The organism is Paenibacillus sp. RS8 (assembly GCF_041956825.1).
Classification (GTDB): domain Bacteria; phylum Bacillota; class Bacilli; order Paenibacillales; family Paenibacillaceae; genus Paenibacillus_AQ.
Genome location: NZ_CP168131.1, coordinates 2,695,608 through 2,718,624 on the forward strand (window position 1 = coordinate 2,695,608; position 23,017 = coordinate 2,718,624).

Annotated in this window: 19 protein-coding genes; 14 read left to right on the forward strand and 5 right to left on the reverse strand. The window is 45.1% G+C overall.

What is annotated here, in order from left to right:
- The first annotated feature begins 201 nt into the window (after window positions 1–201).
- From ACDZ28_RS13340 to ACDZ28_RS13360, 5 genes are all read left to right on the forward strand, one after another.
- On the forward strand, window positions 202–777 hold the full coding sequence (locus tag ACDZ28_RS13340) for a TetR/AcrR family transcriptional regulator (RefSeq protein ID WP_094871433.1): 576 nt from the start codon (window positions 202–204) through the stop codon (window positions 775–777).
- A gap of 204 nt (window positions 778–981) precedes the next feature.
- Window positions 982–3,336, forward strand: a complete 2,355-nt coding sequence (locus tag ACDZ28_RS13345; RefSeq protein WP_375104898.1) for a YhgE/Pip family protein — start codon at window positions 982–984, stop codon at window positions 3,334–3,336.
- A gap of 363 nt (window positions 3,337–3,699) precedes the next feature.
- Complete coding sequence (gene gltB, locus ACDZ28_RS13350; RefSeq protein WP_375104899.1) at window positions 3,700–8,295, forward strand: glutamate synthase large subunit; 4,596 nt, start codon at window positions 3,700–3,702, stop codon at window positions 8,293–8,295.
- Between the two features lie 212 nt (window positions 8,296–8,507).
- Window positions 8,508–9,419 (forward strand): ATP-binding cassette domain-containing protein, encoded by a 912-nt coding sequence (locus ACDZ28_RS13355; RefSeq protein WP_375105347.1) that lies wholly within the window; start codon window positions 8,508–8,510, stop codon window positions 9,417–9,419.
- Window positions 9,412–10,200: an ABC transporter permease gene (locus tag ACDZ28_RS13360; protein ID WP_042124498.1), complete on the forward strand. Its 789-nt coding sequence runs from the start codon at window positions 9,412–9,414 to the stop codon at window positions 10,198–10,200. The genes ACDZ28_RS13355 and ACDZ28_RS13360 overlap by 8 nt, the downstream gene beginning before the upstream one ends.
- Window positions 10,201–10,208: 8 nt before the next feature.
- On the opposite strand, the gene ACDZ28_RS13365 is transcribed toward ACDZ28_RS13360, so the two are convergent.
- Together ACDZ28_RS13365 and ACDZ28_RS13370 are read right to left on the reverse strand one after the other, a co-directional pair.
- A complete protein-coding gene (locus ACDZ28_RS13365; RefSeq protein WP_076119891.1) occupies window positions 10,209–10,658 on the reverse strand; it encodes a polymer-forming cytoskeletal protein in 450 nt (149 codons plus the stop codon).
- Window positions 10,659–10,698: 40 nt separating this feature from the next.
- A complete protein-coding gene (locus tag ACDZ28_RS13370) occupies window positions 10,699–11,817 on the reverse strand; it encodes a peptidoglycan DD-metalloendopeptidase family protein (RefSeq protein WP_375104900.1) in 1,119 nt (372 codons plus the stop codon).
- 207 nt (window positions 11,818–12,024) lie between these two features.
- On the opposite strand from ACDZ28_RS13370, the gene cls reads away from it, so the two are divergent.
- Together cls and ACDZ28_RS13380 are read left to right on the forward strand one after the other, a co-directional pair.
- Entirely contained in the window at window positions 12,025–13,455 is a 1,431-nt protein-coding gene (gene cls, locus ACDZ28_RS13375) for a cardiolipin synthase (protein WP_081953996.1), read from the forward strand.
- 240 nt (window positions 13,456–13,695) lie between these two features.
- A complete protein-coding gene (locus ACDZ28_RS13380; protein ID WP_231574223.1) occupies window positions 13,696–14,535 on the forward strand; it encodes a YitT family protein in 840 nt (279 codons plus the stop codon).
- 217 nt (window positions 14,536–14,752) lie between these two features.
- On the opposite strand, the gene ligD is transcribed toward ACDZ28_RS13380, so the two are convergent.
- The gene (gene ligD, locus ACDZ28_RS13385; protein WP_375104901.1) at window positions 14,753–15,637 is read right to left on the reverse strand and encodes a non-homologous end-joining DNA ligase; all 885 of its coding nucleotides are present in this window, start codon (window positions 15,635–15,637) and stop codon (window positions 14,753–14,755) included.
- Between the two features lie 146 nt (window positions 15,638–15,783).
- Between ligD and ACDZ28_RS13390 the strand changes: the two genes are divergently transcribed.
- From ACDZ28_RS13390 to ACDZ28_RS13405, 4 genes are all read left to right on the forward strand, one after another.
- Window positions 15,784–16,362, forward strand: a complete 579-nt coding sequence (locus ACDZ28_RS13390; RefSeq protein ID WP_375104902.1) for an RNA polymerase sigma factor — start codon at window positions 15,784–15,786, stop codon at window positions 16,360–16,362.
- Window positions 16,326–17,510, forward strand: a complete 1,185-nt coding sequence (locus ACDZ28_RS13395) for a hypothetical protein (protein ID WP_375104903.1) — start codon at window positions 16,326–16,328, stop codon at window positions 17,508–17,510. Before ACDZ28_RS13390 ends, ACDZ28_RS13395 begins: the two co-directional genes overlap by 37 nt.
- 656 nt (window positions 17,511–18,166) lie before the next feature.
- Window positions 18,167–18,982, forward strand: coding sequence for a hypothetical protein (locus ACDZ28_RS13400; protein WP_375104904.1), 816 nt, complete (start codon window positions 18,167–18,169; stop codon window positions 18,980–18,982).
- A 29-nt stretch (window positions 18,983–19,011) separates the two neighbouring features.
- Complete coding sequence (locus ACDZ28_RS13405; RefSeq protein WP_375104905.1) at window positions 19,012–19,815, forward strand: hypothetical protein; 804 nt, start codon at window positions 19,012–19,014, stop codon at window positions 19,813–19,815.
- A gap of 47 nt (window positions 19,816–19,862) precedes the next feature.
- Here ACDZ28_RS13405 and ACDZ28_RS13410 read toward each other — a convergent pair whose 3' ends face one another.
- Together ACDZ28_RS13410 and ACDZ28_RS13415 are read right to left on the reverse strand one after the other, a co-directional pair.
- The gene (locus tag ACDZ28_RS13410; RefSeq protein ID WP_076118054.1) at window positions 19,863–20,810 is read right to left on the reverse strand and encodes an ATP-dependent DNA ligase; all 948 of its coding nucleotides are present in this window, start codon (window positions 20,808–20,810) and stop codon (window positions 19,863–19,865) included.
- A 12-nt stretch (window positions 20,811–20,822) separates the two neighbouring features.
- Entirely contained in the window at window positions 20,823–21,791 is a 969-nt protein-coding gene (locus ACDZ28_RS13415) for a Ku protein (protein ID WP_375104906.1), read from the reverse strand.
- A 140-nt stretch (window positions 21,792–21,931) separates the two neighbouring features.
- Between ACDZ28_RS13415 and ACDZ28_RS13420 the strand changes: the two genes are divergently transcribed.
- The 3 genes from ACDZ28_RS13420 (at window position 21,932) to tsaE (ending at window position 23,014) form a co-directional block, all read left to right on the forward strand.
- Window positions 21,932–22,102, forward strand: a complete 171-nt coding sequence (locus ACDZ28_RS13420) for a hypothetical protein (RefSeq protein ID WP_156114724.1) — start codon at window positions 21,932–21,934, stop codon at window positions 22,100–22,102.
- Window positions 22,103–22,133: 31 nt separating this feature from the next.
- On the forward strand, window positions 22,134–22,319 hold the full coding sequence (locus ACDZ28_RS13425) for an H-type small acid-soluble spore protein (RefSeq protein ID WP_042131867.1): 186 nt from the start codon (window positions 22,134–22,136) through the stop codon (window positions 22,317–22,319).
- Window positions 22,320–22,531: 212 nt separating this feature from the next.
- On the forward strand, window positions 22,532–23,014 hold the full coding sequence (tsaE, locus tag ACDZ28_RS13430; protein ID WP_375104907.1) for a tRNA (adenosine(37)-N6)-threonylcarbamoyltransferase complex ATPase subunit type 1 TsaE: 483 nt from the start codon (window positions 22,532–22,534) through the stop codon (window positions 23,012–23,014).
- The last annotated feature ends 3 nt before the right edge of the window (window positions 23,015–23,017 follow it).

A 23,017-nucleotide genomic window follows, 5' to 3' on the forward strand; every position in this document is an offset into this window, starting at 1 on the left:
CTGTTCTCTACTCACATTATACAAATAAGACGTAAATAGAAAGTTAAAACCCTGCAATAAATAAAAAAATAAAAGATTTTCTAAAGTATTGCAAACTGCTGAGCTACATGTTAAAGTAATGAATGACCAATTGACCGGATTAGTAAAGTGGTCAGAAAGTCGGCGGTAATGATATTTTCTGGAGAAAGGAAGTGGGCACGGGTGGCAGTGGTGGATCGAAGACAGCAGGTACTTCAGGCCGCAGCAAAATCCTTTTCATTATTCGGCTATAAGGCGACTACCATGGATCAGGTTGCAAAGATCGCAAATGTTGGAAAAGGAACCATTTACACCTTTTTTACAAACAAGGAGCAATTGTTTGATGAGATCCTGCGCGATATGATGGTAGAAATGAAGATGATTGCTGATCGCGAGATCAGGCGAGACAGACCTTTCTTTGATAACCTGCATCGTGTGCTGGATGCCCTGCTGGAATTTCGAAGTGAGCAGGAGTTATTCATCAAGCTTTCCCAGGAGAGTCGCGAATTCGGAACGCCGCAGGCAGGAGAAGGGCTCGAGAAGATCGAGAACTTAGTTTTAGAATATTTAGAACGGGAGGTGCAACAAGCGCTCCAAAAGGGAGAAATTAAACCTTGCGATCCTAAAATCGTATCTGTAGTCATGTTCAGGTTATATATTGTATTGACTGCTGAACTGAATAAAACACATACTCCCTTGGACAAGGAACAGATTAAGATGTATTTTCATTTGTTTCTCGCCGAAGGATTGGCACAGTAAGCGTTGATTCAGGATAGGGATGGCGTTATCAGATTCGCTTTCCCTTAACAATTTTCAAGCTGTTTTAGGCATTGAAGAAGAGCCGAAAGGCGTTTTTTTATCCCCTAAATTGACCAAATGGGGAAAACAGTCACTTAGTGTTACGCAATATTTCGTAAACAAAGCATTTTAAAGAGAGCATAAGCTCATAAGGAGAGAACCAGAATGAAATCATTATCCGTATTTACCAAGGATCTTGGCGCAGCCCTGAGAAATCCAAAGGTGCTGATTCCGATGATTGCCATCCTATTTATTCCGGTGATGTATAGCGGATTCTTCCTAAAGGCATTCTGGGATCCGTATGGCAAGATGAATGAATTACCGGTTGCTGTGGTCAACCAAGACGTCGGTGCTAATTATGAAGGAAAACAACTTCAGGCCGGAGATGATCTGGTTGAAGAGCTTAAGGTAACCGATGGCTTTCAATGGAACTTTGTTTCACTAGAAGAAGCGCAAGCAGGAATGAAGGACAATACCTATTATATGGCGATTATTGTTCCAGAAGACTTCTCTGCTAAAGCAACTACGCTTTTGGATGATGAACCACAGCCGGCAAAAATTATTTATGAGCCAAATGAAGGCTACAACTTCTTGGCCGGTCAAATCGGTGGAACGGCTGTAGCAGAAATTAAATCTAAAGTATCCGCTAAGGTAACAGAGGCTTATGTAGAGTCTGTATTCAATCAGATCACTGATGTATCTAAAGGACTCGGTGAAGCGGGAGATGGAGCTAATAAGATCGCCGACGGTGCAGGCAAGCTGGATGACGGCGCTTTGAAGCTGAAAGAGAATCTTCTTGTACTGACTGAAGGAACCGGCAAGCTTCAAAATGGTTTAGAACCACTTACTAAAGGTGTATCTGACTTGAATGCAGGTGCTACGGCTCTGCAAACTGGATCTAGTACATTGGCAGGCGGTTTGCAACAATTATCAGACGCTCATACACAGCTTCAAGATGGTGTTGCACAAAGTGCTGCCGGTAGTAAACAGCTTAGTGATGGCTTGCAGCAAGCTGTAACAGGTGCTACACAGCTTCAAGCAGGAACGAAGTCTGCTGTAGATGGTACTACTAAACTACAAGCAGGAACACAATCTTTAGTTGACGGCAGCGCGAAGCTGAAAGAAGGTCTAACCTCTTCCGTTGATGGCAGCGCGAAGCTAGAAGCAGGATTACAGGCTTCCGCAGAAGGCAGCACTAAGGTTACTGAGGGCGCTAAAGCGGTCGCTCAAGGTTTGCAGCAATTGGCACAGGCTAGTCCTGAGTTGGCACAAAATCCAGCCGTACAGAAGCTCCTAGCAGCCAGTGCAGCTGTTGCACAAGGTAGTGAACAACTGCAACAAAGTCAACAACAGTTGGTACAAGGAGCAAGCGCACTTCACAGTGGGCAAGAGCAGCTTGTACAAGGTGCCACTCAGCTGCATGCTGGTTCGCAGCAGGTTGATGCTGGTGTAACTCAATTGCATGACGGAGCAAAGCAATTAAATGCTGGTAGCACTCAGCTCTTGGCAGGACAACAAAAATTAGCACAAGGTGCATCTGCACTTGTAACGGGTGGCGATAAGCTGCAAGCAGGTATGCAACAATTCGGCGCGAAGCTTAGTGAAGCTGCAGCTGGGGGTAGCAAACTTGCTGAGGGTGGTAAAGCTCTCGGAGATGGTACAACGAAATTACTCAGTGGTGTTGGTGAACTAGGCAGCGGTATTGGTGCTGTAGCTGACGGTTCCAAACAATTGGCTGACGGTGCAGGCGAGTTGAAGAATGGGATGGATGATCTGAAATCTGGATCAACAGAACTAGCAACTAAGCTTGGTGAAGCTGCTGAACAAACAGGCAGCGTGAATAAGTCAGATAAGATGATGGAAATGTTCGCACAACCAGTTGTAGTTGAGGATCAAGTTGTAAATCATGTACCGAACTACGGCACAGGGTTTGCTCCTTACTTCTTATCCCTTGGGTTGTTCGTAGGTGCTCTGATTTCTACGATTGTTATTCCAATGCGTGAATCAGCAGTTATTGGCGCTAGCCGCCTGAATCGTTTTATCAGCCGTACGCTTACTTTCTCAATCATGAGCTTTATCCAGTCTATGCTGGCTGCTGTGGTTGTATTGTACGGACTTGGACTAGAAGTACAAAGTGTTCCATTGTTCTTCCTATTTACATTCTTGACTAGTTTAGTGTACACATGGGTAGTTCAATCCATTGTTACTTGGCTGGATCAACCGGGACGTTTTGTTGTTATCGTTATTCTTATTTTCCAATTAACAACTAGTGCCGGAACATTCCCGCTTGAATTGATCCCGAACTGGATGAAATTCTTTAACCCACTGCTTCCAATGACTTACACAGTTAGTGGTCTTAAATCAGTAATTTCTACAGGGGACTTCAGTGCAATGTGGAGTGACGTAGGTGTACTTGCAATCTTCGGTCTTGGATTCCTTGCTCTTACTTTCGCTTACTTCATGACCCGCAGTCGGGACAATGAAGCTGGAATGAAAAGTGAACAAGCTATGACTGTATAATTTGAAAAAAGTATAAAAAAAGCGTCTCCTTCGGGAGGCGCTTTTTTTGAGTTCAAATCATTAAAACCCTTTTTCTTGCAAACATTCATAGGTGATGAAAATCCTTGAAACGCTTTCATTGCATAAGTTCTTATGCGTTCTTTGTGCATAATTATGCAGAGTGAGGTTTTTTTAAACTTTTGTCCACTAAAGCTGTGTCGCAAAAAGAAATGTTAATCAGCATCATAAAAAAGTTTAAATTGCGCTGTTGTCACCTCGGTGATAAAATAATAGCACTAATCTGGCTTGAATAATTATTAAAATTTTAATCTGAAAAATTTTCCTAAGATTACGCCATACTTTATAATAGAAAGGTTGCGTTCGATGAGACACACTGAACTGCCCGGAAAACAGGGCCTGTATGATCCCCAGTTCGAAAAAGATGCTTGCGGCATGGGATTTGTAGCCCATATTAAAGGCAAACCGTCCCATGATATCGTTAGTAACGCTTTGACAATGCTCTTTAACATGGAGCATCGGGGAGGACAAGGTAGCGAACCCAACTCTGGTGACGGAGCAGGTATTATGCTGCAAATTCCGCACCGTTTCTTTGCAAGTGAAGCTGAGAAGCTAGGCTTTGCATTGCCTGAACAAGGCCATTATGGCGTGGGTATGATTTTTTTATCTCATGATGAAAAGGTTCGGGCTCAACATGAAACTCTCTTAAGCACAATTATTGCTGAAGAAGGTCAGGAAGTACTCGGCTATCGTGATGTACCTACCTATGATGAAATGCTTGGCAAGACAGCGAAAGCTGCTAAGCCTTTTGTGCGCCAAGTGTTTATCGGTCGCTCGTCCTCAGTTACGAACGAATTGTCTTTTGAGCGTAAGCTTTATGTCATCCGCAAGCGTGCAGAGCTTGCGATTCGCTACGGTGGTGTAGAAGAGGCTGAATCCTTCTATATTCCAAGCTTATCATGCCGTAAGATCGTATATAAAGGCATGTTGACTACAGAACAAGTCGGACAATTCTACCTGGATTTGCAGAACGAAGAGCTGGAATCAGCGATCGCGTTAGTTCACTCCCGTTTCAGTACAAATACCTTCCCAAGCTGGGAACGTGCGCATCCCTACCGCTTTATGATCCATAACGGTGAGATTAATACCTTGCGGGGTAATGTGAACTGGATGCATGCTCGCCAGTCGCTGTTCAAGAGTGAAGTGTTCGGCGAAGATTTGAACAAGATCAAACCTGTTATTAACCCGGATGGATCGGACACTGCAATGTTCGATAATACCTTTGAATTTCTGTACTTGAGCGGACGCTCTTTGCCGCAGGTAGCTATGATGATGGTTCCTGAACCATGGAGCAATCATGACAGTATGGACGCTGACAAAAAAGCTTTTTATGAATACCACAGCACTTTGATGGAGCCGTGGGACGGGCCTGCTGCAATGGGCTTTACGGATGGCGTACAAATTGGCGCTATTCTAGACCGTAACGGCTTACGTCCTGCTCGTTATTATGTAACGAAGGACGATATGATTATTCTCTCCTCCGAAGCGGGTGTTCTGGACATTCCAGCAGAGGACATCTTATATAAAGACCGTCTGAAACCTGGACGCATGCTGCTCGTGGATACCAAAGAAGGCCGTATTATCTCCGATGAGGAAGTCAAATCGGCTATCGCCTCCGAGAAGCCTTACCGCCAGTGGCTGGATGAGCATTTGATCAGTCTCGAGGAGCTTCCAGATGCGCCTGAGCTGCCAAATCCTAAGCATGACAATGTGCAGCAGCTACAGCAAGCATTCGGCTATACTTTTGAAGACTTGCGCAAGGTGCTTGAGCCAATGGCATCTACCGGTGCTGAAGCTGTCGGTTCCATGGGTTATGATGCACCGCTCGCTGTGCTTTCGGACCGTCCGCAGCGCTTATATAACTATTTCAAGCAAATGTTTGCCCAAGTAACGAATCCTCCAATCGATGCTATTCGTGAAGAGCTGGTTACCTCCACAACAACTACGATTGGTCCTGAGCGTAACTTGCTAAAACCAGAACCAGAAAGTTGTCGCCAAATTTCGCTGCACACACCGATTCTTTCGAATGAAGATTTTGCTAAAATTCGTCATGTTCGCCGTGCGGGCTTCAAGTCGATGTCTATTCCAATTCTTTTCCCAGCGGAGCTCGGTGCAGAAGGAATGCGTATCGCGCTTGAACGTATGAACGAGGCTGCTGATCGCGTTATGGCTAAAGGGCATAACATTCTGATTCTGACGGACCGCGGTGTAGACAGTGAGAATGCTGCGATTCCAGCTCTACTTGCGGTATCGAGTCTGCATCACCATCTAATCCGTCAAGGAACCCGGACAAAAGTTAGTATTTTGCTCGAATCCGGTGAACCTCGTGAAGTCCATCATTATGCACTTCTGCTCGGTTATGGTGTGAGTGCAGTGAATCCATATCTGGCATTTGAAAGCCTGGATGATATGATCGGCCAGGGCTTACTGCGTGGAATCTCGCATGAGAAGGCTGTGAAGAACTATATTAAAGCTGCGACTAAGAGCGTAGTTAAGATTCTTTCCAAAATGGGAATTTCGACTATTCAATCCTACCGGGGGGCACAGATCTTTGAAGCTGTGGGTCTGAACTCGGAATTCGTGGATCGTTACTTTACTTGGACACCTTCCCGCATTGGCGGTATTGGCCTAGAGGAAGTGGCAACTGAGGCACTTATTCATCATAACCGTGCTTTCACGGATAAAGACGGAAATGATAAAGTGCTTGATTCCGGTGGTGATTATCAATGGCGAAATGATGGGGAAGAGCATTTGTTCAACCCACAGACGATTCATCTGCTTCAGCACTCTGTGCGTAGTGGAGATTATAAGATTTACAAGAAATATGCTGCACTTGTTCAAGGTGAAAGTGAAAAGCATCTGACGATTCGTTCCTTATTGCAGTTCAAGTCCGCTTATGAACCGATTCCAATAGAAGAAGTAGAACCAGTTGAATCTATTATGAAACGGTTTAAGACAGGCGCGATGTCCTTTGGTTCCATTAGTAAGGAAGCGCATGAGACACTTGCTATTGCAATGAACCGGATCGGTGGTAAGAGTAATACTGGTGAGGGCGGAGAAGACCCAGCCCGTTATATCCCGGATAGCAATGGCGATTCCCGTCGCAGTGCGATTAAACAAGTAGCCTCCGGACGTTTTGGGGTTACCTCGAACTACCTTGTTAACGCTGATGAGATCCAGATTAAGATGGCTCAGGGTGCTAAACCAGGGGAAGGCGGACAGCTTCCAGGTCGTAAAGTTTATCCTTGGGTGGCTGAAGTGCGTGGCTCAACAGCTGGTGTGGGCTTGATTTCTCCTCCACCGCATCATGATATTTATTCGATCGAGGATTTAGCAGAGCTGATCTATGATCTGAAGAATGCAAATCCACGTGCAAACATTAATGTTAAGCTCGTATCTGAAGTCGGAGTAGGTACGATTGCTGCTGGCGTAGCCAAAGGGCGCGCTGATATTATCCTGGTTAGCGGTTATGACGGAGGTACAGGTGCCTCACCGATGAACTCCATCCGTCATGCAGGTCTTCCATGGGAGCTTGGCTTGGCTGAAACGCATCAGACGTTGATGCTGAACAATCTGCGTGACCGTGTTGTTCTGGAAACAGACGGAAAAATGCTTAGCGGACGCGATCTGGCAGTAGCTGTATTACTGGGTGCTGAAGAGTATGGCTTCGCTACTGCTCCACTAGTAGCTGTAGGTTGTATCATGATGCGTGTCTGCCAAATGGATACTTGTCCGGTTGGCGTTGCGACACAAAATCCAGATCTTCGTAAGAACTTTACGGGTGATCCGCAGCATGTGGTTAACTTTATGACCTTCGTGGCGCAGGATTTACGCGAAATTATGGCGAGTCTTGGCTTCCGCACGATTGAAGAGATGGTTGGCCGTACAGATTGCTTAGACGCTGCTCAAGCTTCGCAGCATTGGAAGAAGAAGGGCGTAGATTTGAGCAGTCTGCTGCATACACCTGAAATGCCAGAGGGAAGCACACGCTTCTGCAGTAAACGTCAGAATCATGGTCTGGAAGAGACACTTGATGTCTCCAAACTGCTGGATCTGGCTGCACCTGCACTAGAGTCTGGTACGGCTGTAGAAGCATCGCTGCCGATTACGAACGTTAATCGTGCTGTTGGAACCATCCTTGGCAGCGAGTTGACTCGTAAATACGGGGCATCCGGCTTGCCTGACGATACGATTCGTCTTCATTTCACTGGTTCAGCTGGTCAAAGCTTGGGGGCATTCGTGCCTAAGGGGATCACGCTTACGGTGGAAGGCGATTCCAATGACTACGTTGGTAAAGGACTGTCGGGTGGTAAGATTATTATCAAGCCTTCTCCGAAAGCTACCTTTGCTGCTGAAGACAATATCATTATCGGAAATACTGCATTCTATGGAGCAACAGGCGGAGAAGCTTATATCAGCGGTATCGCTGGTGAGCGCTTTGCCGTTCGTAACTCTGGAGCGAAGGTTGTTGTAGAAGGCGTGGGCGACCACGGCTGTGAATACATGACTGGAGGCCGTGTGGTTGTCCTTGGCGAAACAGGTCGTAACTTTGCGGCTGGGATGTCTGGCGGTATCGCTTATGTCTACGACCCAGATAGATCCTTCGTCGGCCGCTGCAATCTCGAAATGGTACTGCTCGAAAGAGTAGAAGAGCTTGAAGAGATCGAAGAGCTGCACGGGCTGATTAGCCGTCATGTAGAGCTTACAGGCAGTGAGGCAGGAGCGCGAGTTCTGGATCAGTGGGCAGATAGCTTGCCGAAGTTTGTTCGTGTTATTCCGAAGGATTACAAACGGATGATGGAGCAGATTCGCAAAGTGGAGCAAACCGGATTGACCGGAGAAGCTGCTTTGATGGCTGCATTTGAAGCGAATATGCGTGAGCTTGCACGTGTAGGTGGCTAATTAGTTGCCGCTGAAATAACGAAATATTGAATGAAGTGAGATTAGGGACTTGGTCTTTTCCGTTTGCGGAGGCCAGGTCCTTTTTGTTCAAATCGAATCAATGCCTCGGTCTAAACAACGTTAGACTGTTTCTTTTTTGTAATTTTCTGAAAAAAACGGTATGGTAAACTTGTTTGTAAATGAAAGGGAGTGATACTGTGTCAAATACAGAAATGATGTCTGAGCCTGTTGCACGTTTGCAGGGAGTTACCAAAAAAATAGGCTCTAAGACGCTTGTGAGCGATTTAACACTTGATATCCCACCGGGTCAAATATTCGGTTTTTTGGGACCAAACGGAGCAGGGAAGACGACAACAATACGGATGATGGTAGGATTAATTTCCATTAGCAGTGGGGACGTCCTGATCAGTGGTCATAGTATTAAAAATAATTATAAAGAGGCTATCGCAAGTGTTGGGGCTATTGTAGAAAATCCTGAAATGTACAAGTTTCTGTCCGGGTATCAGAATCTTAAACAATTTGCACGGATGGTACCGGGAGTCAGTAAGCAACGAATTGACGAGGTTGTGGAGCTGGTCGGGCTTGGTCAAAGAATTCATGACAAAGTGAAAACTTATTCCCTAGGTATGCGTCAGAGACTTGGAGTGGCTCAGGCGCTACTAAACCGACCGAAGCTACTGGTTCTAGATGAGCCGACCAATGGACTTGATCCACAAGGCATACGTGAGCTTCGTGACTATCTGCGCCTACTCTGTCGTGAAGAAGGAACAACTGTATTTGTCTCTAGCCATTTACTTTCCGAAATGGAGCTCATGTGTGACAGTGTAGCCATTATTCAGAATGGGCAACTGCTTGAGGTAAAACAGCTAAAAGAGGTAGGCAATGTTACAATGCCTATCGGAGAAACCTTGTTTGAGGTTGACGATGCCGAAGCTGCACTTGCTCTCATAGGACAAGGAACATTTAAGAGCGGTGGACTTGTAGTTGAGGCGGCACGTGAAGATATTGCTGAGTTTAATGCCAGACTAGTGGCTGGCGGGATTAAAGTGTACAGTATCAAATCACTTGCCCGTACGCTAGAGGATCAATTCTTAGAGGTTACAGGAGGTGAAGGAATTGAGTAATTTTACAGCGTTGATACATAATGAGAACATCAAGATATATAGTCGTGCTCGCACATGGATTATGCTGATTATTCTAGCAGTATTTAGTGCGTTTCTTCCGGCTCTTATGTATTTCACAACGGATAACCCTGCATCACGTTTAGGCGTTTGGGACAGCTTCCAAATGATAGTGAGTGTTGTATTCTTCCTGAATACGATCTTCGTTGTTGTTATAGCCGCTGACTCCGTAGCGGGCGAATTTACCTGGGGAACCATAAAAATGCTGCTGATTCGCCCGTGGAGTCGTTCCCAGATCTTGCTCTCAAAATACATTAGCATTGTGTTGTTTAGCTTGCTTTGTACTGCAGTATTGATTGTTTTTGGTTTAGCTGCATCGTTTGTTTTCGCCTCGCCAACTGGAGACACACTGTCTTCAATTGTAGCTTGGAGCCCTGCTGAGTATTCCTTTATGGATCTCCTATGCCGCTATGTCACTCTTTTCTTGACGGTTACGCTTGCTTTTATGATCTCTTCCGTATTCCGTGCAAGTGGATTGGCGATTGGTTTATCTATGTTTATTATGTTTGCCCAAGGTATTTTCGCGGCTTTGCTTAATCCGGATGTGTTCGAATGGGCGAGATATTTAATTTTCACTCATATGGATCTAAGGGTCTACATGGGATCTGATGTTGGTCCAGGTGGTGCTACACTAGGCTTCTCCATTGCTGTGCTGGCAGTGTATTATGTGATATTCTTAGCAGTTTCCTGGTTTGTCTTCCGTAAACGGGACGTTGCTGGATAAAAATAAACTTAACCGGCTTCAAGCGTTTCTTCTGCTTTGGAGGAACGTTTGGCTGTCTTGTCCTTTTTCGTATTACTTTTGAGCTCACCTGCTTGTTCAGAGGTGGGCTGTTCTTGCATGGCGATGGACCCATTAAGCAGGCTGCCCTCCATAATGCTGAGTGCTCCTGCAGAAATATTACCGTGTAGCTCGCCGGTACCAGTCATAATGAGCCTACGATCCGCAGTAACATCTCCATATACTTTACCAGCGATAACGATTTCTTCTGCTCTAATACTGGAGCGCACCGTGCCTTCCTCACCTACAGTGACTACACCACTGCATATAATTTCACCGCTAAAGGTACCTTCAATCCGCAGGTTCGTATCGCAATGCACTTTACCCTCGAGCGTACCCCCGTGCCCGATTAGAGAGTCAGTAGACTTGAAAGGGACTCGTTGCTGCCGCTTGTTCCACATGTATATATTCCTCCTAATCATATAGTTAAGACATTAATGCTTAAGGTTTAACATAATTCAATGGATCCACAGTTTTATTCTGCTTCACTACTTGAAAATGAAGATGAGGTCCTGTGCTGCGGCCCGTGTTTCCAAGTAGCCCGATCTTCTGGCCTTTGCTAACCTTGTCCCCTGGAGATACAATCATTCCCTTCAGATGCATATACCAGGTTTCAAGACCGTTGGAATGCTTAATCACGATATATTTGCCTCTTGCGCCCATCTGCTCGGCGGTAACGACCTCTCCATCTAAGGCGGCATATACAGGATCGCCTAAGTTCCCGGCAATATCAACACCCGAATGGAACGCTGATAAGCCCTTAAAGGGATCTGTTCGATAGCCGAAGCTTGAGGAGATGACCCTGGAATCAGTAGGCCAGAGCACTGCTGCATTTAGTCTGGCTTGTTCTGCCTTAGCCTTTTTTGCTTGTTGATTTGCTTGTACGTTATTTTCATGCTCCGCTTGAGTGATGGTCTGCGTAATACTTTCCACCATTTCATCGAGCATACTGTGGATCTCTTCAAAGTCGTCTTTTGTTTCTTCCACCAGATTTAGCGATTCGTTCTGATAGGCCGCGATATATTCTCCGCCTACCTGTGGTGTTATTGTACTTTTAAAGGATGTTTCATTAGGTATGGGTACAGCATTACGGCTTGATAAGCCTAAGGTTGAATTTGAAGCAGTTGAATCAGTTTTTGATTCATTGGTTTCTGCGGCGGAGTCTTTGCTTTTGTTAATCAATGACTGCAGCTCCTGTTCCAGCGCGTTTACACTCTTCAGCTTGTCTTTAATACTGTCTGCCTCTTCTGATAGTTCGCTGACTTGATCACGTAGCTGCATAAGATCTTTATCCTTATCAGCGACCTTCATTTCCATGCGGAGATTGGTTAGTGATAGTGCGGCTGCCTCAGCTTCCAGTTGTGAGATCGACTGCGAGGCATGGAAATGCATAGAGGTGACCAGACTGGAGAGGGACAGGGCTGCTGCTGCCGGCAGGGCGAACGCAAGTGGCTTGGAGATCTGGAGTTGTTTGACGGGGCGCCCGGCATCCCTTACGACGAGCAGCGTAATCCGGTTATGATCTGGCTGACTCTTCATGGCTTCTCCTTTCTGCGGCATATGGCAGCCGCCTTACGATACACGAAGCTAACGACCTTACTTCCATTAGGCTCATCCCGAATTGTCTTACTACTCTATGTATTCCATATCTTTCGGGAACATGACAACGGTTTGTTTGAATAAAGAAAGAGAGTTACGGCAAAACCTGTACTAGAGTCGTCGCAGCGAGTCTATTGCAACTGTTTTATTAATGGAGGAGGTAGTGAATTGAAGACCTTTGCGATAATTCTAAGTCTTTTTATTATACAGATCGCAGTAATTGTATTTATGGAGTTCCGTCGCCCACAAAGAGCTATGGCATGGCTGTTCATTTCATTCTGTTGTCCACCGCTTGGCCTTGCATTCTATTATTTTCTGGGCCGTGATTATAGACAGAATCGAAAATTAAATAAAAGATGTATTTCACTCTTTCGTGAAATTCGTTCGCATGTCTCTGGCAATATTAAGGTAGTAAAGGATGTTACTGAGAGTGGAAACGCTCAGTTTGAGAATAATAAAGGTCTATTGGATTTGCTCTCGAAAATCGCAGAAGGACCGATTACTGGTCACAATAAGAGCAGGGTATTATCAACTGCTAGAGAAGCATATGATGCTATGCTTGAAGCAATGGAAGAGGCGAAAGAACATATACACATGGAATTCTATATTTATCGGGATGATGAAATTGGGGAGCAGTTTCAAGATGTTATGATTCGGAAGGCGCGTCAGGGCGTTAAGGTGCGGTTACTTTGTGATGGTCTGGGCAGCCATCATTTAAGCCGAAGATTCATTCGTGTGTTGAGAAATGCGGGAGTAGAGTTTCACTTTTTTTTACCTCCGATTAGTTCTTTATTGGAGCGTCGTTTTAATTTCCGCAATCATCGGAAGATTCTGGTGGTGGATGGGCTCGTTGGTTTCACGGGTGGAATGAATATAGGGGATGATTATTTGGGGAAGGATCTCAAAATGGGATATTGGCGTGATACCCATCTGCGTCTAGAAGGAGACTCGGTATATTATATTCAGCATGTCTTCTTAAAGGATTGGAGATTGGCCTCTGGCGAAAGTATGAGCCATCCGCGTCTGTTCCCAAAACATGCTTGTGAGGCGCAAGAAGCCGTGCAGATTGTTGGGAGTGGCCCAGATGCTGCAATTGACGCTTCTCAAGAGATGTATTTTGCCGCTTTATGCGCAGCAAAACATCGGATTTGGATCACATCTCCGTATTTTATTCCTGATCCTTCCATCTGCCGGGCTTTGAAAAGCGCAGTACTTCGTGGAGTGGATGTAAGAATTATTATTCCGGCGAAGCCTGATAATATGCTTGTCTATCATGCTTCTTTGTCTTATTTAGAAAATTTACAAGACGCAGGGGTGAAATTCTACCGCTATACGAAAGGATTTATGCATGCCAAGATCATGATTATCGATGAGCTGATCGCTACGGTGGGGAGTGCAAATCTGGATATGCGCAGCTTTTATTCTAACTTTGAATTGACTGCTGTGCTTCTGCATCCGGATGCTATATCTCCACTTGTCAGAGGATTTGAGAAGGATCAAAAGCACAGTGAATTTATTGATCCTGTAAAGTTTAAGGAGAGAGGGAGAATTGTCAAACTCGGTGAAGGGCTGTGTCAGTTGTTATCTCCGCTATTATGACTGGAAAGGGGACTTAATCTGAATTTTTCGAAGGATATATCGTGTTCCATTCATTATTAGGGCTTATTTTGTGATATAATAATTGTATAAGAAGAAATGTAAGAAAGTATAGATAATAATTATACTTCCGAATGTTTCAAAACTATACTGTTAAATTGTAGGGGGAGTTCTATGAATGTGAGTCCACAAATGATTGCCAACGAGGAACAGAGCAAACTCCAGAAGACTGGAACACATAAAATGGCTAAGTTCGCCCAGCGAATGATCATGTTATCCATCGGGGCAGCAATGATGGCCGTTGCACTAGAAATATTCCTCGTACCGAATGAAATGATTGATGGTGGAATTACAGGTATCTCCATTATTTTATCATATCTTTTCGATATTCCTCTGGGGATTTTATTGACGCTGTTAAACCTTCCGTTCTTGTTAATTGGTTATAAGCAAATCGGTAAGACCTTTGCTTTATCTACCTTATATGCAATCATACTTATGTCTATTGGGACTTCATTGTTGCATCATGTGAGTGCCTTTACGGTTGAGCCCATGCTTGCTGCCGTGTTTGGCGGTATTATTCTTGGTGTTGGTGTAGGGTTAGTTGTACGTTTTGGCGGATCTTTAGACGGTACAGAAATCGTTGCTATTCTAGTAGCAAAGAAGCTTCCCTTCTCTGTAGGTGAAGTTGTTATGTTCTTCAACCTGTTCATCTTATCCGGAGCTGGATTTGTGTTCGGTTGGAATAATGCGATGTTCTCACTAATTGCTTATTACATTGCATTCAAGGTAATTGACATTACACTTGAGGGTCTCGATCAGTCGAAATCGGTATGGATTATCAGTGATAAATTCCGGGATATCGGTGAAGCTTTGACGGAGCGTCTTGGACGTGGTGTTACTTATTTAGATGGAGAAGGCGGATTTTCCGGGGAGAACAAGAAAGTGATCTTCGTGGTTATCACCCGTTTGGAAGAAGCTAAGCTTAAATCCATTGTTGAGGATTGGGATTCAGGTGCATTCATCGCAATAGGTAACATTCATGATGTTAAAGGCGGCCGCTTCAAGAAGAAAGCAATTCATTAGTTTAAATTATGTTAGCTTGGCACTTTAGTATTATTATCTGAAAGAAGGTATTTTTACGAATAATGGAGCAATAAATACGGTGAACAAGACTCGATATGCCGTATTCTTATACAATATACCTTCTGTCCTTGAGTGGGACGCCTGATAAGCCCGTAGCGTGAATTGATGCTGCGGGCTTATTGCTGTTTTTGGGGTTTATTGTTTGTGGGGTTTACCCCTATGGAAGCTTAGCGATGAGCTGTTGGACAGGCTGCGGCGGCACTTTTTCCAGAAGATCCCCCATACGTTGCAAGCGTTCCTCAATATTGAGCAAATGAAAATCAGTAGGGGATACGTTCTGCCGAACCTCCTCCCAGAGCAATGGTGTGGATACAGTAGCGAGCGGCCTAGCGCGTGGTGTATAAGGTGCAGCTAATGTTTTGCCACTGTAATGCTGGAGGTAGTCAAAATATATTTTATCTCCGCGATTTTTCTTCAGACGCTCTAAGGTGAATAAATTGGGGTGCTTCTCGGTGACATAACGACCGACAAAGTGTCCAATTTTTCGCAATCCGTCAAAAGTAACACTGGTCTCGATAGGGACTATGATCTGCACCCCCGTAGCGCCGGAGGTTTTGGGCACAGAAGATAAACCAAGAGAGGTTAAGACCGTCCCTACGATTGCAGTTGCTTCCATGATCCGGGGCTCGACTTCACGTGACGGGTCTAGATCAATCATCCACTCACAAGGCAGATCGCTGCCTACATAATGCAAAGAAGGGTGAAACTCCAGAGCAGCCAGATTTCCCAGCCAGATCAACTCAGCTAAACCTTGCAGCTTGATATAATTAATATTCTCGTGAACAGCGGTCTGGACAAAGGCCGGCAGAGGATCAGGGGCATTTTTCTGATAAAAGGACATTCCCGAGACACCGTGCGGATAACGAATAACGGTAAGCAGCCGATCGCGGCAATAGCGCAGCAGGTAGGGAGAGAGGGCGGCGAGCTTTTCCAGATAGATCCGTTTTGTAATTCCGCAATCCGGCCATAGCAGCTTCTCTGGGTTGGTGATGGTTATCTCTTGGCCGTCTACGGTAATTGTGCCTTTGATGGCTGCTGGCATTCGGAAACTCCTTTCTGTTATAGGAATGAGGGTATTATGTGCCAGTCTGTTTCTTTTCATGAAAAAAATATTTCCAAAGTGTCCCTTTTGGATGATCATAAGAGTTATAAGGTTATACGGTTATGTGAAAGGGGAGTTTGCTGATTTTGGACGGGATAGAACACACCGTCGTTCGGGTACAGGCAGGCGAAGTAGAGTCCTTTGCCCTTATCGTCGAAGCTTTTCAAAAACCGATTTACCGCTATTGCAGCCGGCTACTTGGGAGCCGCACGGAAGCGGAGGATGCGGTGCAGGATATTCTGGTGAAGGCATATCAGCATATAGGCACGTATCGTCCCATCGCGAGCTTTTCTTCCTGGTTATATAAAATTGCCTATCATCATTGCCTCAGCCTGATCCGCAAACGTCAAAGACATTTGAGACTTATGGCGCTTTTTCAACCAGATCCGCCTGCAGAAAGCCCGGAACAGTTGATGGACCGTTACATATTTAACGAACATCTGACTTTTGCCCTCGCGAAGCTGAAGACAGAGGAGCGAAACTTGTTAGTGCTGCGAATCTTTGAGGAACAGAGCTTTCCGGAAATTGCGGAGATCCTCGATAAGAATACGGATGCTGTGAAGAAGAAATACAGGCGTACGATTGCAAAGCTTGGCAAAACGATGAATGCTCAGAAAGGGGGGAAGGAATGGTGGGGCAACGAAGCTGTGTTGAAGAGAAAATGATAAAGAAAATGGACGCATTAAGGAACTGCGACGAACTAGATGTAAAAGCAGCAGTTATGAATCGGGTAATGGCAATTCATGATCAACAGAAAACGATGGGCGGAGAAATGACGAATCTCAGAGACGAACGGGAGCCATTCTCAGAGACGGGAGATCCCGTTATGCAGAAGCAAGCGAAGATACTCCCGCATCCATCTAAATTTAGAAAAAGACTTCTCTCAGGGGTCTCCGCAGCTGTATTGCTGGGGATGCTCGGATTTGGTGCCCTTCAGCTGTCTGGACTTGGAGATTTAACGGAACATGGTAGCCAGTCTACAATTGATATCACGCAACCTCCGGATGGAGCTATTACGCTAGTGAACAGCGGAGGGAAGGCTATTGTACAGACGGTGCACTATAATACTCCTATTCCTTCGACCTCTCCTGCGATAGAGAAGTATCTGAGTTTATTGGCGACTTATAAAGAGCAGGTGCTTGCTCACTTGAATGCTGGAGAAATGGCTGCTTATTATGTGAATGATACTGAGTTTACTAAGTTGGCCAAAGGTTTAGGCTATGGAAATCAATTGCAGTTCGCTTTCAGTTCTCCGGTGTATTCTAATCATCAAGATTTCGTGAAAAAATTAAAAGGGACTGGGGATTTCTGGCCCGAGCTGCCTTCCATACTCGCTAATGGTTATGAATTTGAGTACGCCACTTTTAAAGCTGCTCCTCCTTACTGGCCGATAGACAAGGAATATAAAGAAATGCTTGAACAATTTCAAAAAAAAGCAAAGGTCGATAAAACAGGCCAAAAGCTATTTATAGAGAAGATAGCTGTGAATGCCATAGAGAGTGCTGAGCTTACCTACCATAAGGGGGATCAAACAATTGAACTATCCTTAAATCAGAGCGCCTATATGGGTGGTATATCGCAAGTGTCTATCTTGGAAGGTCAGACTGCCGAAAAATGGTCAATGACAGGTACTGGTAAAGAAGCAGTTTTTATCGCAGCGAGTACAGAGAAGGGGGAGCAGACTTGGTCTTCCCGGAATCTTTTGTATTGGTATGATGAAGCCAGCCAGACGATTCGTAGTCTAAATGATGGACTGAATGAGAGTTTAACCCGTGAACAATGGCAAGTGATTGCTAACAGTTTTATTCGCTAGCTACTGTTGTTCTATTCGTACAATATGAGAAGCTGTCTCAAAAGTAGTGAAATCTACTTGGGAGGCAGCTTTTTTTATGGAATAGGAAAAGTAATGGATTTTACTGTACCATGTGACAATATGCCACGCGTAGTGTTCTATGCTACTGGTTGGGGCGGTGGGCGATGTGCTATGTATGATTTACTTGCGGCTTGCAGTAGATGATTTGTGGATTACTGATATATGTGACGGTGGACTATGGGCGATACGTTCTGTGTCTATGCAATGTATAGAGTCCTTTAAATTAATTAGGGAAAAACTCCCTAAAAATAACCGATATTCGCTCTAAATGAACGGAATCAGGGAATTCCTCCCTAATAATCATAGGAATTTCTTTATTCGTTGCCGAATAGGCCAAATTTCAGGGAAGTTTTCCCTAATTATAAGTCCGATGAACAGAAATTTCTGAATTTTAGGGAGGAATTCCCAATTACTCTATAGGTGCTTCACATATTGCATCCCTTGGCGCGTCACTTGTAATGTTAAGAACAAAAAAAGAGGCTGTCCCAAAAGCCATGATGGTTGCTTGGAGCGGCTTCTTTTTTTTGTAAGAAAATGTCCCTTTTTCTCATGCTGGAGTGTTATAGAAGTGTAATTAGAAGGAGGTGATTTAGAAATTGAAGCTAAATGATGAACTCAAAAAAACACTGATCGTGCTCTCGGCAGCAACCTTGTTAGGAACAGGAGTAGTTGTGAGTGGGGGTGCGTCTGGCTTGTCCCTTTCGATCGCAGCTGCCTCTGGACAGCTGACTGCAGTACCAACCGATCAGAAGCTCCAGAAGGAACTGCAGACCCTGGTTGCAGGATTGAAGGAAGGTACGTACTTGGCCTACTACGTACGTGACAAAGTCTCTAACCCTCAGGATACGATCAGCTTCTCTGGCAAAGGATTTGTTTTTAAAGACTACAAATCCTTTGCTGCTAAATTCAAAGCGTTGAAGGGCCCGGCTACTCCACAGCCCGGAAATCTTCCTAAGGGCTTCGCTCTGGCGACAGCCATCATTTATCCACCGTCTGTAGCAAACGATTCAGAGCTGTATTTACAATTAGAGCAGGAACTAAAGGCAGAAGCGGCGGCAGGTGATCCCAACAAACAGTTGTTTAGCAAGATCATCAGTTGGAGCCAAACGAACTTGTCTATGCAGCTGTATGCCAAAGGAAAGGCCAGTTTTAGCATTGTAACTGGAGTGCCGCCCGCCAAACTCCCCGAAGGAGCTGTGCCTTTTGTACGAGCTTCGGAAACTAAGAAAGAAATGACGGTCAACGGTAGGAAAGTAATTTTTACAACCGATTCGGCTAAAGATGCAAGCTTCAACACTAAGCTAGTGTGGCTGGATAAATCAGGCGCGATACAATATACCCTTTCAGACAATCGGGTCAGTAAACTGACGACAAATGAAATGTTGGCTGTAGCTAAAAGCATGATCAAATAACCAAGAAGTTAAAGGAGGATATTATAAAGATGATTAAAAAAAGTGCGGCCATCACGGGTTTGAGCCTGCTAGTGTTAATGAGCGCGGTAAGTGGAACGGCAGGCGCAGTGCCTTCAGGGAGTAATAATAAAAGCAAAGCTACTGCACCCATTGAACAGAACACGCCGGTATCGCCAACGATTGAAGCTTTGATTGCCAAAGAAAATATAGTTCCCTTAAAAGCGGGCGAAGTTAAAGTCCTTTATGTAAACGACAAGAAATCTAATCCAGATGAAACCTTGAGTATAAGATATATGCCGTACAGATTCAGTTCTACAAATGAAGCGGCGCAGAAGTTATCCTCATTAAGCGGAAAGTCACTCTTGATACCAGTTTCGCTCCCGGAGGATTATAAGCTGCAGGATGTCGTTTTAAATCCAGTGCTTCCGAAGTTTTTCAGTGCAGAGTATAAAGCCCTCAGAGATCAGGTAAAAGCTAAAGCACAAGCTGCTGGTAAAAAAGTGATTTCACAAAGCTTTAAGTGGAGTGATACAGAAACCTCTATCACTTATCTACGAAATGGGGAGAGATTAAATTTAAAATCAGCTCCAGCATATACGCTTCCGGAAGGGGTTACTTTAGCGCAGCTGCCTGGTGACCAGGATGAAAATTTGACCATCAACGGGGTTGAAGCAGTCTACACGGTGTTTGGTCCTCACCATGGAGATCTAAAAGTTCAGCTTGTATGGTCCAGTGCGGATGGAAGTATTGATTATACTCTGACGAATACGAAAAATACAACGCAGACTAAAGCAGAGCTGGAGGCTATTGTGACGACTCTTACAGCGCAATAAGAAACGTCCTCTCGATAAATTCGGGAGGACGTTTTTTGGGGAAGAGTTTATCCTTTTTGTTCCATGGTACATGATTCGGGAGGAAGATCTACCCTCGCTTGAGTAACCGGCTGACGAAGAGTGCCTGAGGTATTCCATTCCAAAAAATGAACTTTGAAGACAAGCTTCGGTTTTATCCAAAAAGCACCCTTCCCTCGCTGGGGATCAGCTGTAAAGGGCATTTGATCTATTTTTAAATGCTGTACCTCTGCAGTTAAGTCGCGTTTATCCTGTACAGTCAATTTGCCTGGCCCGGCATGTCCGATATAATGCAAATTCCCTTTATCATCATACAGCCCAAGAAGTAGCGCATTGACGATGCCGTCACGGAAGGTTACACCCCCGGCTACTGCCGTAATATCCGAAATGATTTTGCGTTTCTGCCAGCGCTTATCTTTTCCACCTGGAGCATAAGTACTGTTGATGTCCTTGCAGACGATACCCTCCAAGCTCTGACTCTGAGCAGCCGCGAACAGTTCTGTAGGATCGGTATAACTGGGTACGGCCTGTACATGGGGGTGCGGCAGCAGAATATCGCTTAGTAGCTGCTGCCGCGAGAATAAAGGTTGATCCATCGTCGATTGACCATTGTAGAACAGAATATCAAAAATCATATAAATGACAGGAACCTGATGCCTAACGACGGAAATCGTGGAACCATTCTTTAAACTGTCCCTCCGCATTACTTCATGGAATGAGGGCTTGCCGTCTTTGAGTGCAATGATCTCACCATCAAGAATAACGGAATCAGCCTTGCAGTAAGCAGCTACATCAGTAAGCTCAGGATATTGCGTGGTACGGTAATTGCCACGTCTGTTAATTAGCTGAGCATTGCTTCCGTCGGAATAGGACAACATGCGCACGCCATCCCATTTAATTTGTGCGATCCACTGGTTGCCTGCTGGAAGCTGCTCAGCCAGTATGGGTTCAAAAGGAATAATGGGCTGAAGCTTCATGGGCAGAGCCTCCTACGATACGGTGGTTTTGCTTTTTGGACTGCGGCGTTTCGGTTTTGGGGTGATGACTGGAATTGGTCCGGAAGCTTCGTTTTGCTGATCGGCAGGCTCAGCTGCTGTCTTAGTCTTGGAAGTTTTTCTTTTGGCAGCCGGAGCCGCTTTAGTCTTGGTCTTCTTGGTACCTGCTAAGGAAGGTCCAGGATCTGTAGGGATATGCTGTACAGCCTGAATACTGGCCTGCAATGCAGCCATTAGATCAATCACATTGCACTCCTGTTTAGCGGGAGCGATATGAAATTCCTCGCCTGCTATCTTATGTGAGATTAGATCAAGCATGCGCTGACGATAATCATCGGTATATTTTGCCGGATCAAAAGGCGTGGATAGCTGTGAAATGAGCAACTTGGCCATATCCAGCTCTTTATCATTCACCGTCCCTGCTTCGGGCAGGCCAGGCACTTGCGAGACCGGACGCACTTCATCAGGATAAAAAATAGTCTCGATGGCGAGGCAATCCTCCAGCACACGAATAGCTGCCAGACTGCTCTTAGAGCGAATCGAAATTTTGGCGATGCCAATTTTACCAGTTTGACGCATGGCCTCCATAAGAAGGCGATAGGCATTTGTGCCTGCCTGATCGGGGGATAAGTAATAGGTTTTTTGAAAATAAATGGGATCGATCTCCGTCAGGTCAACAAAGTCGAGAATGGTAATGCTTTTGCTGCTTTCGTCAGTTAATTGATCCAGTTCCTCCTTGTCGAAGAGAACGAATTTCCCTTTTTCATACTCATAACCCTTGCCGATTTCTTCCCAAGCCACCTCTTTGTCACACACCGGACATTTACGTACATACGACAGTGGGCTGCCGCATTCCTTATGGATATAACGCAGAGAAATGTCCTTGTCTTCTGTAGCGGAGAACATCTTAACTGGAACATGCACTAGCCCGAAGCTGATGGCTCCTTTCCAAACGGTATGCATGAGTAACGCCTCCTGATCTAAGTTATTCTGCTTTGGGTTAGTATGAGGCAGGAAAGGCTTTTCTAGCCGGGTGCATTTTTTGAGAAGCATGGGAAAATATAAAATCAGGCCTTTAAAGCTGAGGAGGAGAATACAAAGGGATGGAACCAAGAGGTAATGATTGGAGCGATGCGCTGAGCGAGCAGGATATACCGGCAACAGTAGTGGATTGGGACAGCATAATTGCTCCCCCGGAGGCTAGTCAGGTATCCGATTCGGAGAAGCTGGATGCAGAGCGAACGATCGAAGATACATCACCCTTAGAATCGTAAACTTTGAGAACAATAAAGGAGGAGAACAGTGGTGGACGTCAAACGAGCACAGGATATTTATGCTTCAAAAGAGACGGTAAGTGTACATTTGGATGGAGAACCTGTATGGATTGAGCATGTGGATGCACAGAACGGAATGGCTACGGTGCAAGTAGGCTCAAGACCAACCAATACGCATACAGTAGGCGTGGAACGGTTAGAGGAGCAAGAACATTAACGAATGACTACTCAGAGTGTGTGAATAAGCGAAATCAAACCTGTATAAAAGAGACTCTTTATGCTTATTTTTGCGTAGAGGTCTCTTTTTCTATTGTAAGCATACTGACATGTAAGATTGAACAGGGACAGTTGTTGCGGTGGATGGAGCATACCGATATAATTAAATGTAATGGTTTTTGGCAGGTATATATTAAAAGGTGGTAGTTGTAGTTGGACAATACAGACGAAACGGTGTTCACTTACCGTTCATACAGCCTCCAGGATACAGAGTTGCTTGCAGCTGCTCTAGCTACTGCTTCGTCGCCTGGGATGGTTATAGGTTTGGATGGCGATCTGGGCGCAGGAAAAACGGCATTCTCGCAAGGGTACGCTCGGCATCTCGGCGTAAAGGGGATCGTAAACAGTCCTACTTTTACAATTATTAAAGAGTATGAGGGCCGTCTACCGCTATATCATATGGATGTATATCGGATTTCGCTTCAGGAAGCGGACGAGCTTGGACTAGATGAGTATTTCTACGGGCAAGGCGTCTGCTTGGTGGAATGGAGCAGTATTATTACGGATTTAATGCCGCCGCGGCATATGCACATATACATGGAAACAGTCGGGCCGGATGAAAGAATGATTTCGGTGACCGGAATTGGGGAGCCGTATGGTGAGCTTTGCCGGAAGCTGATCCAGAAGTGGGGTTAAGGA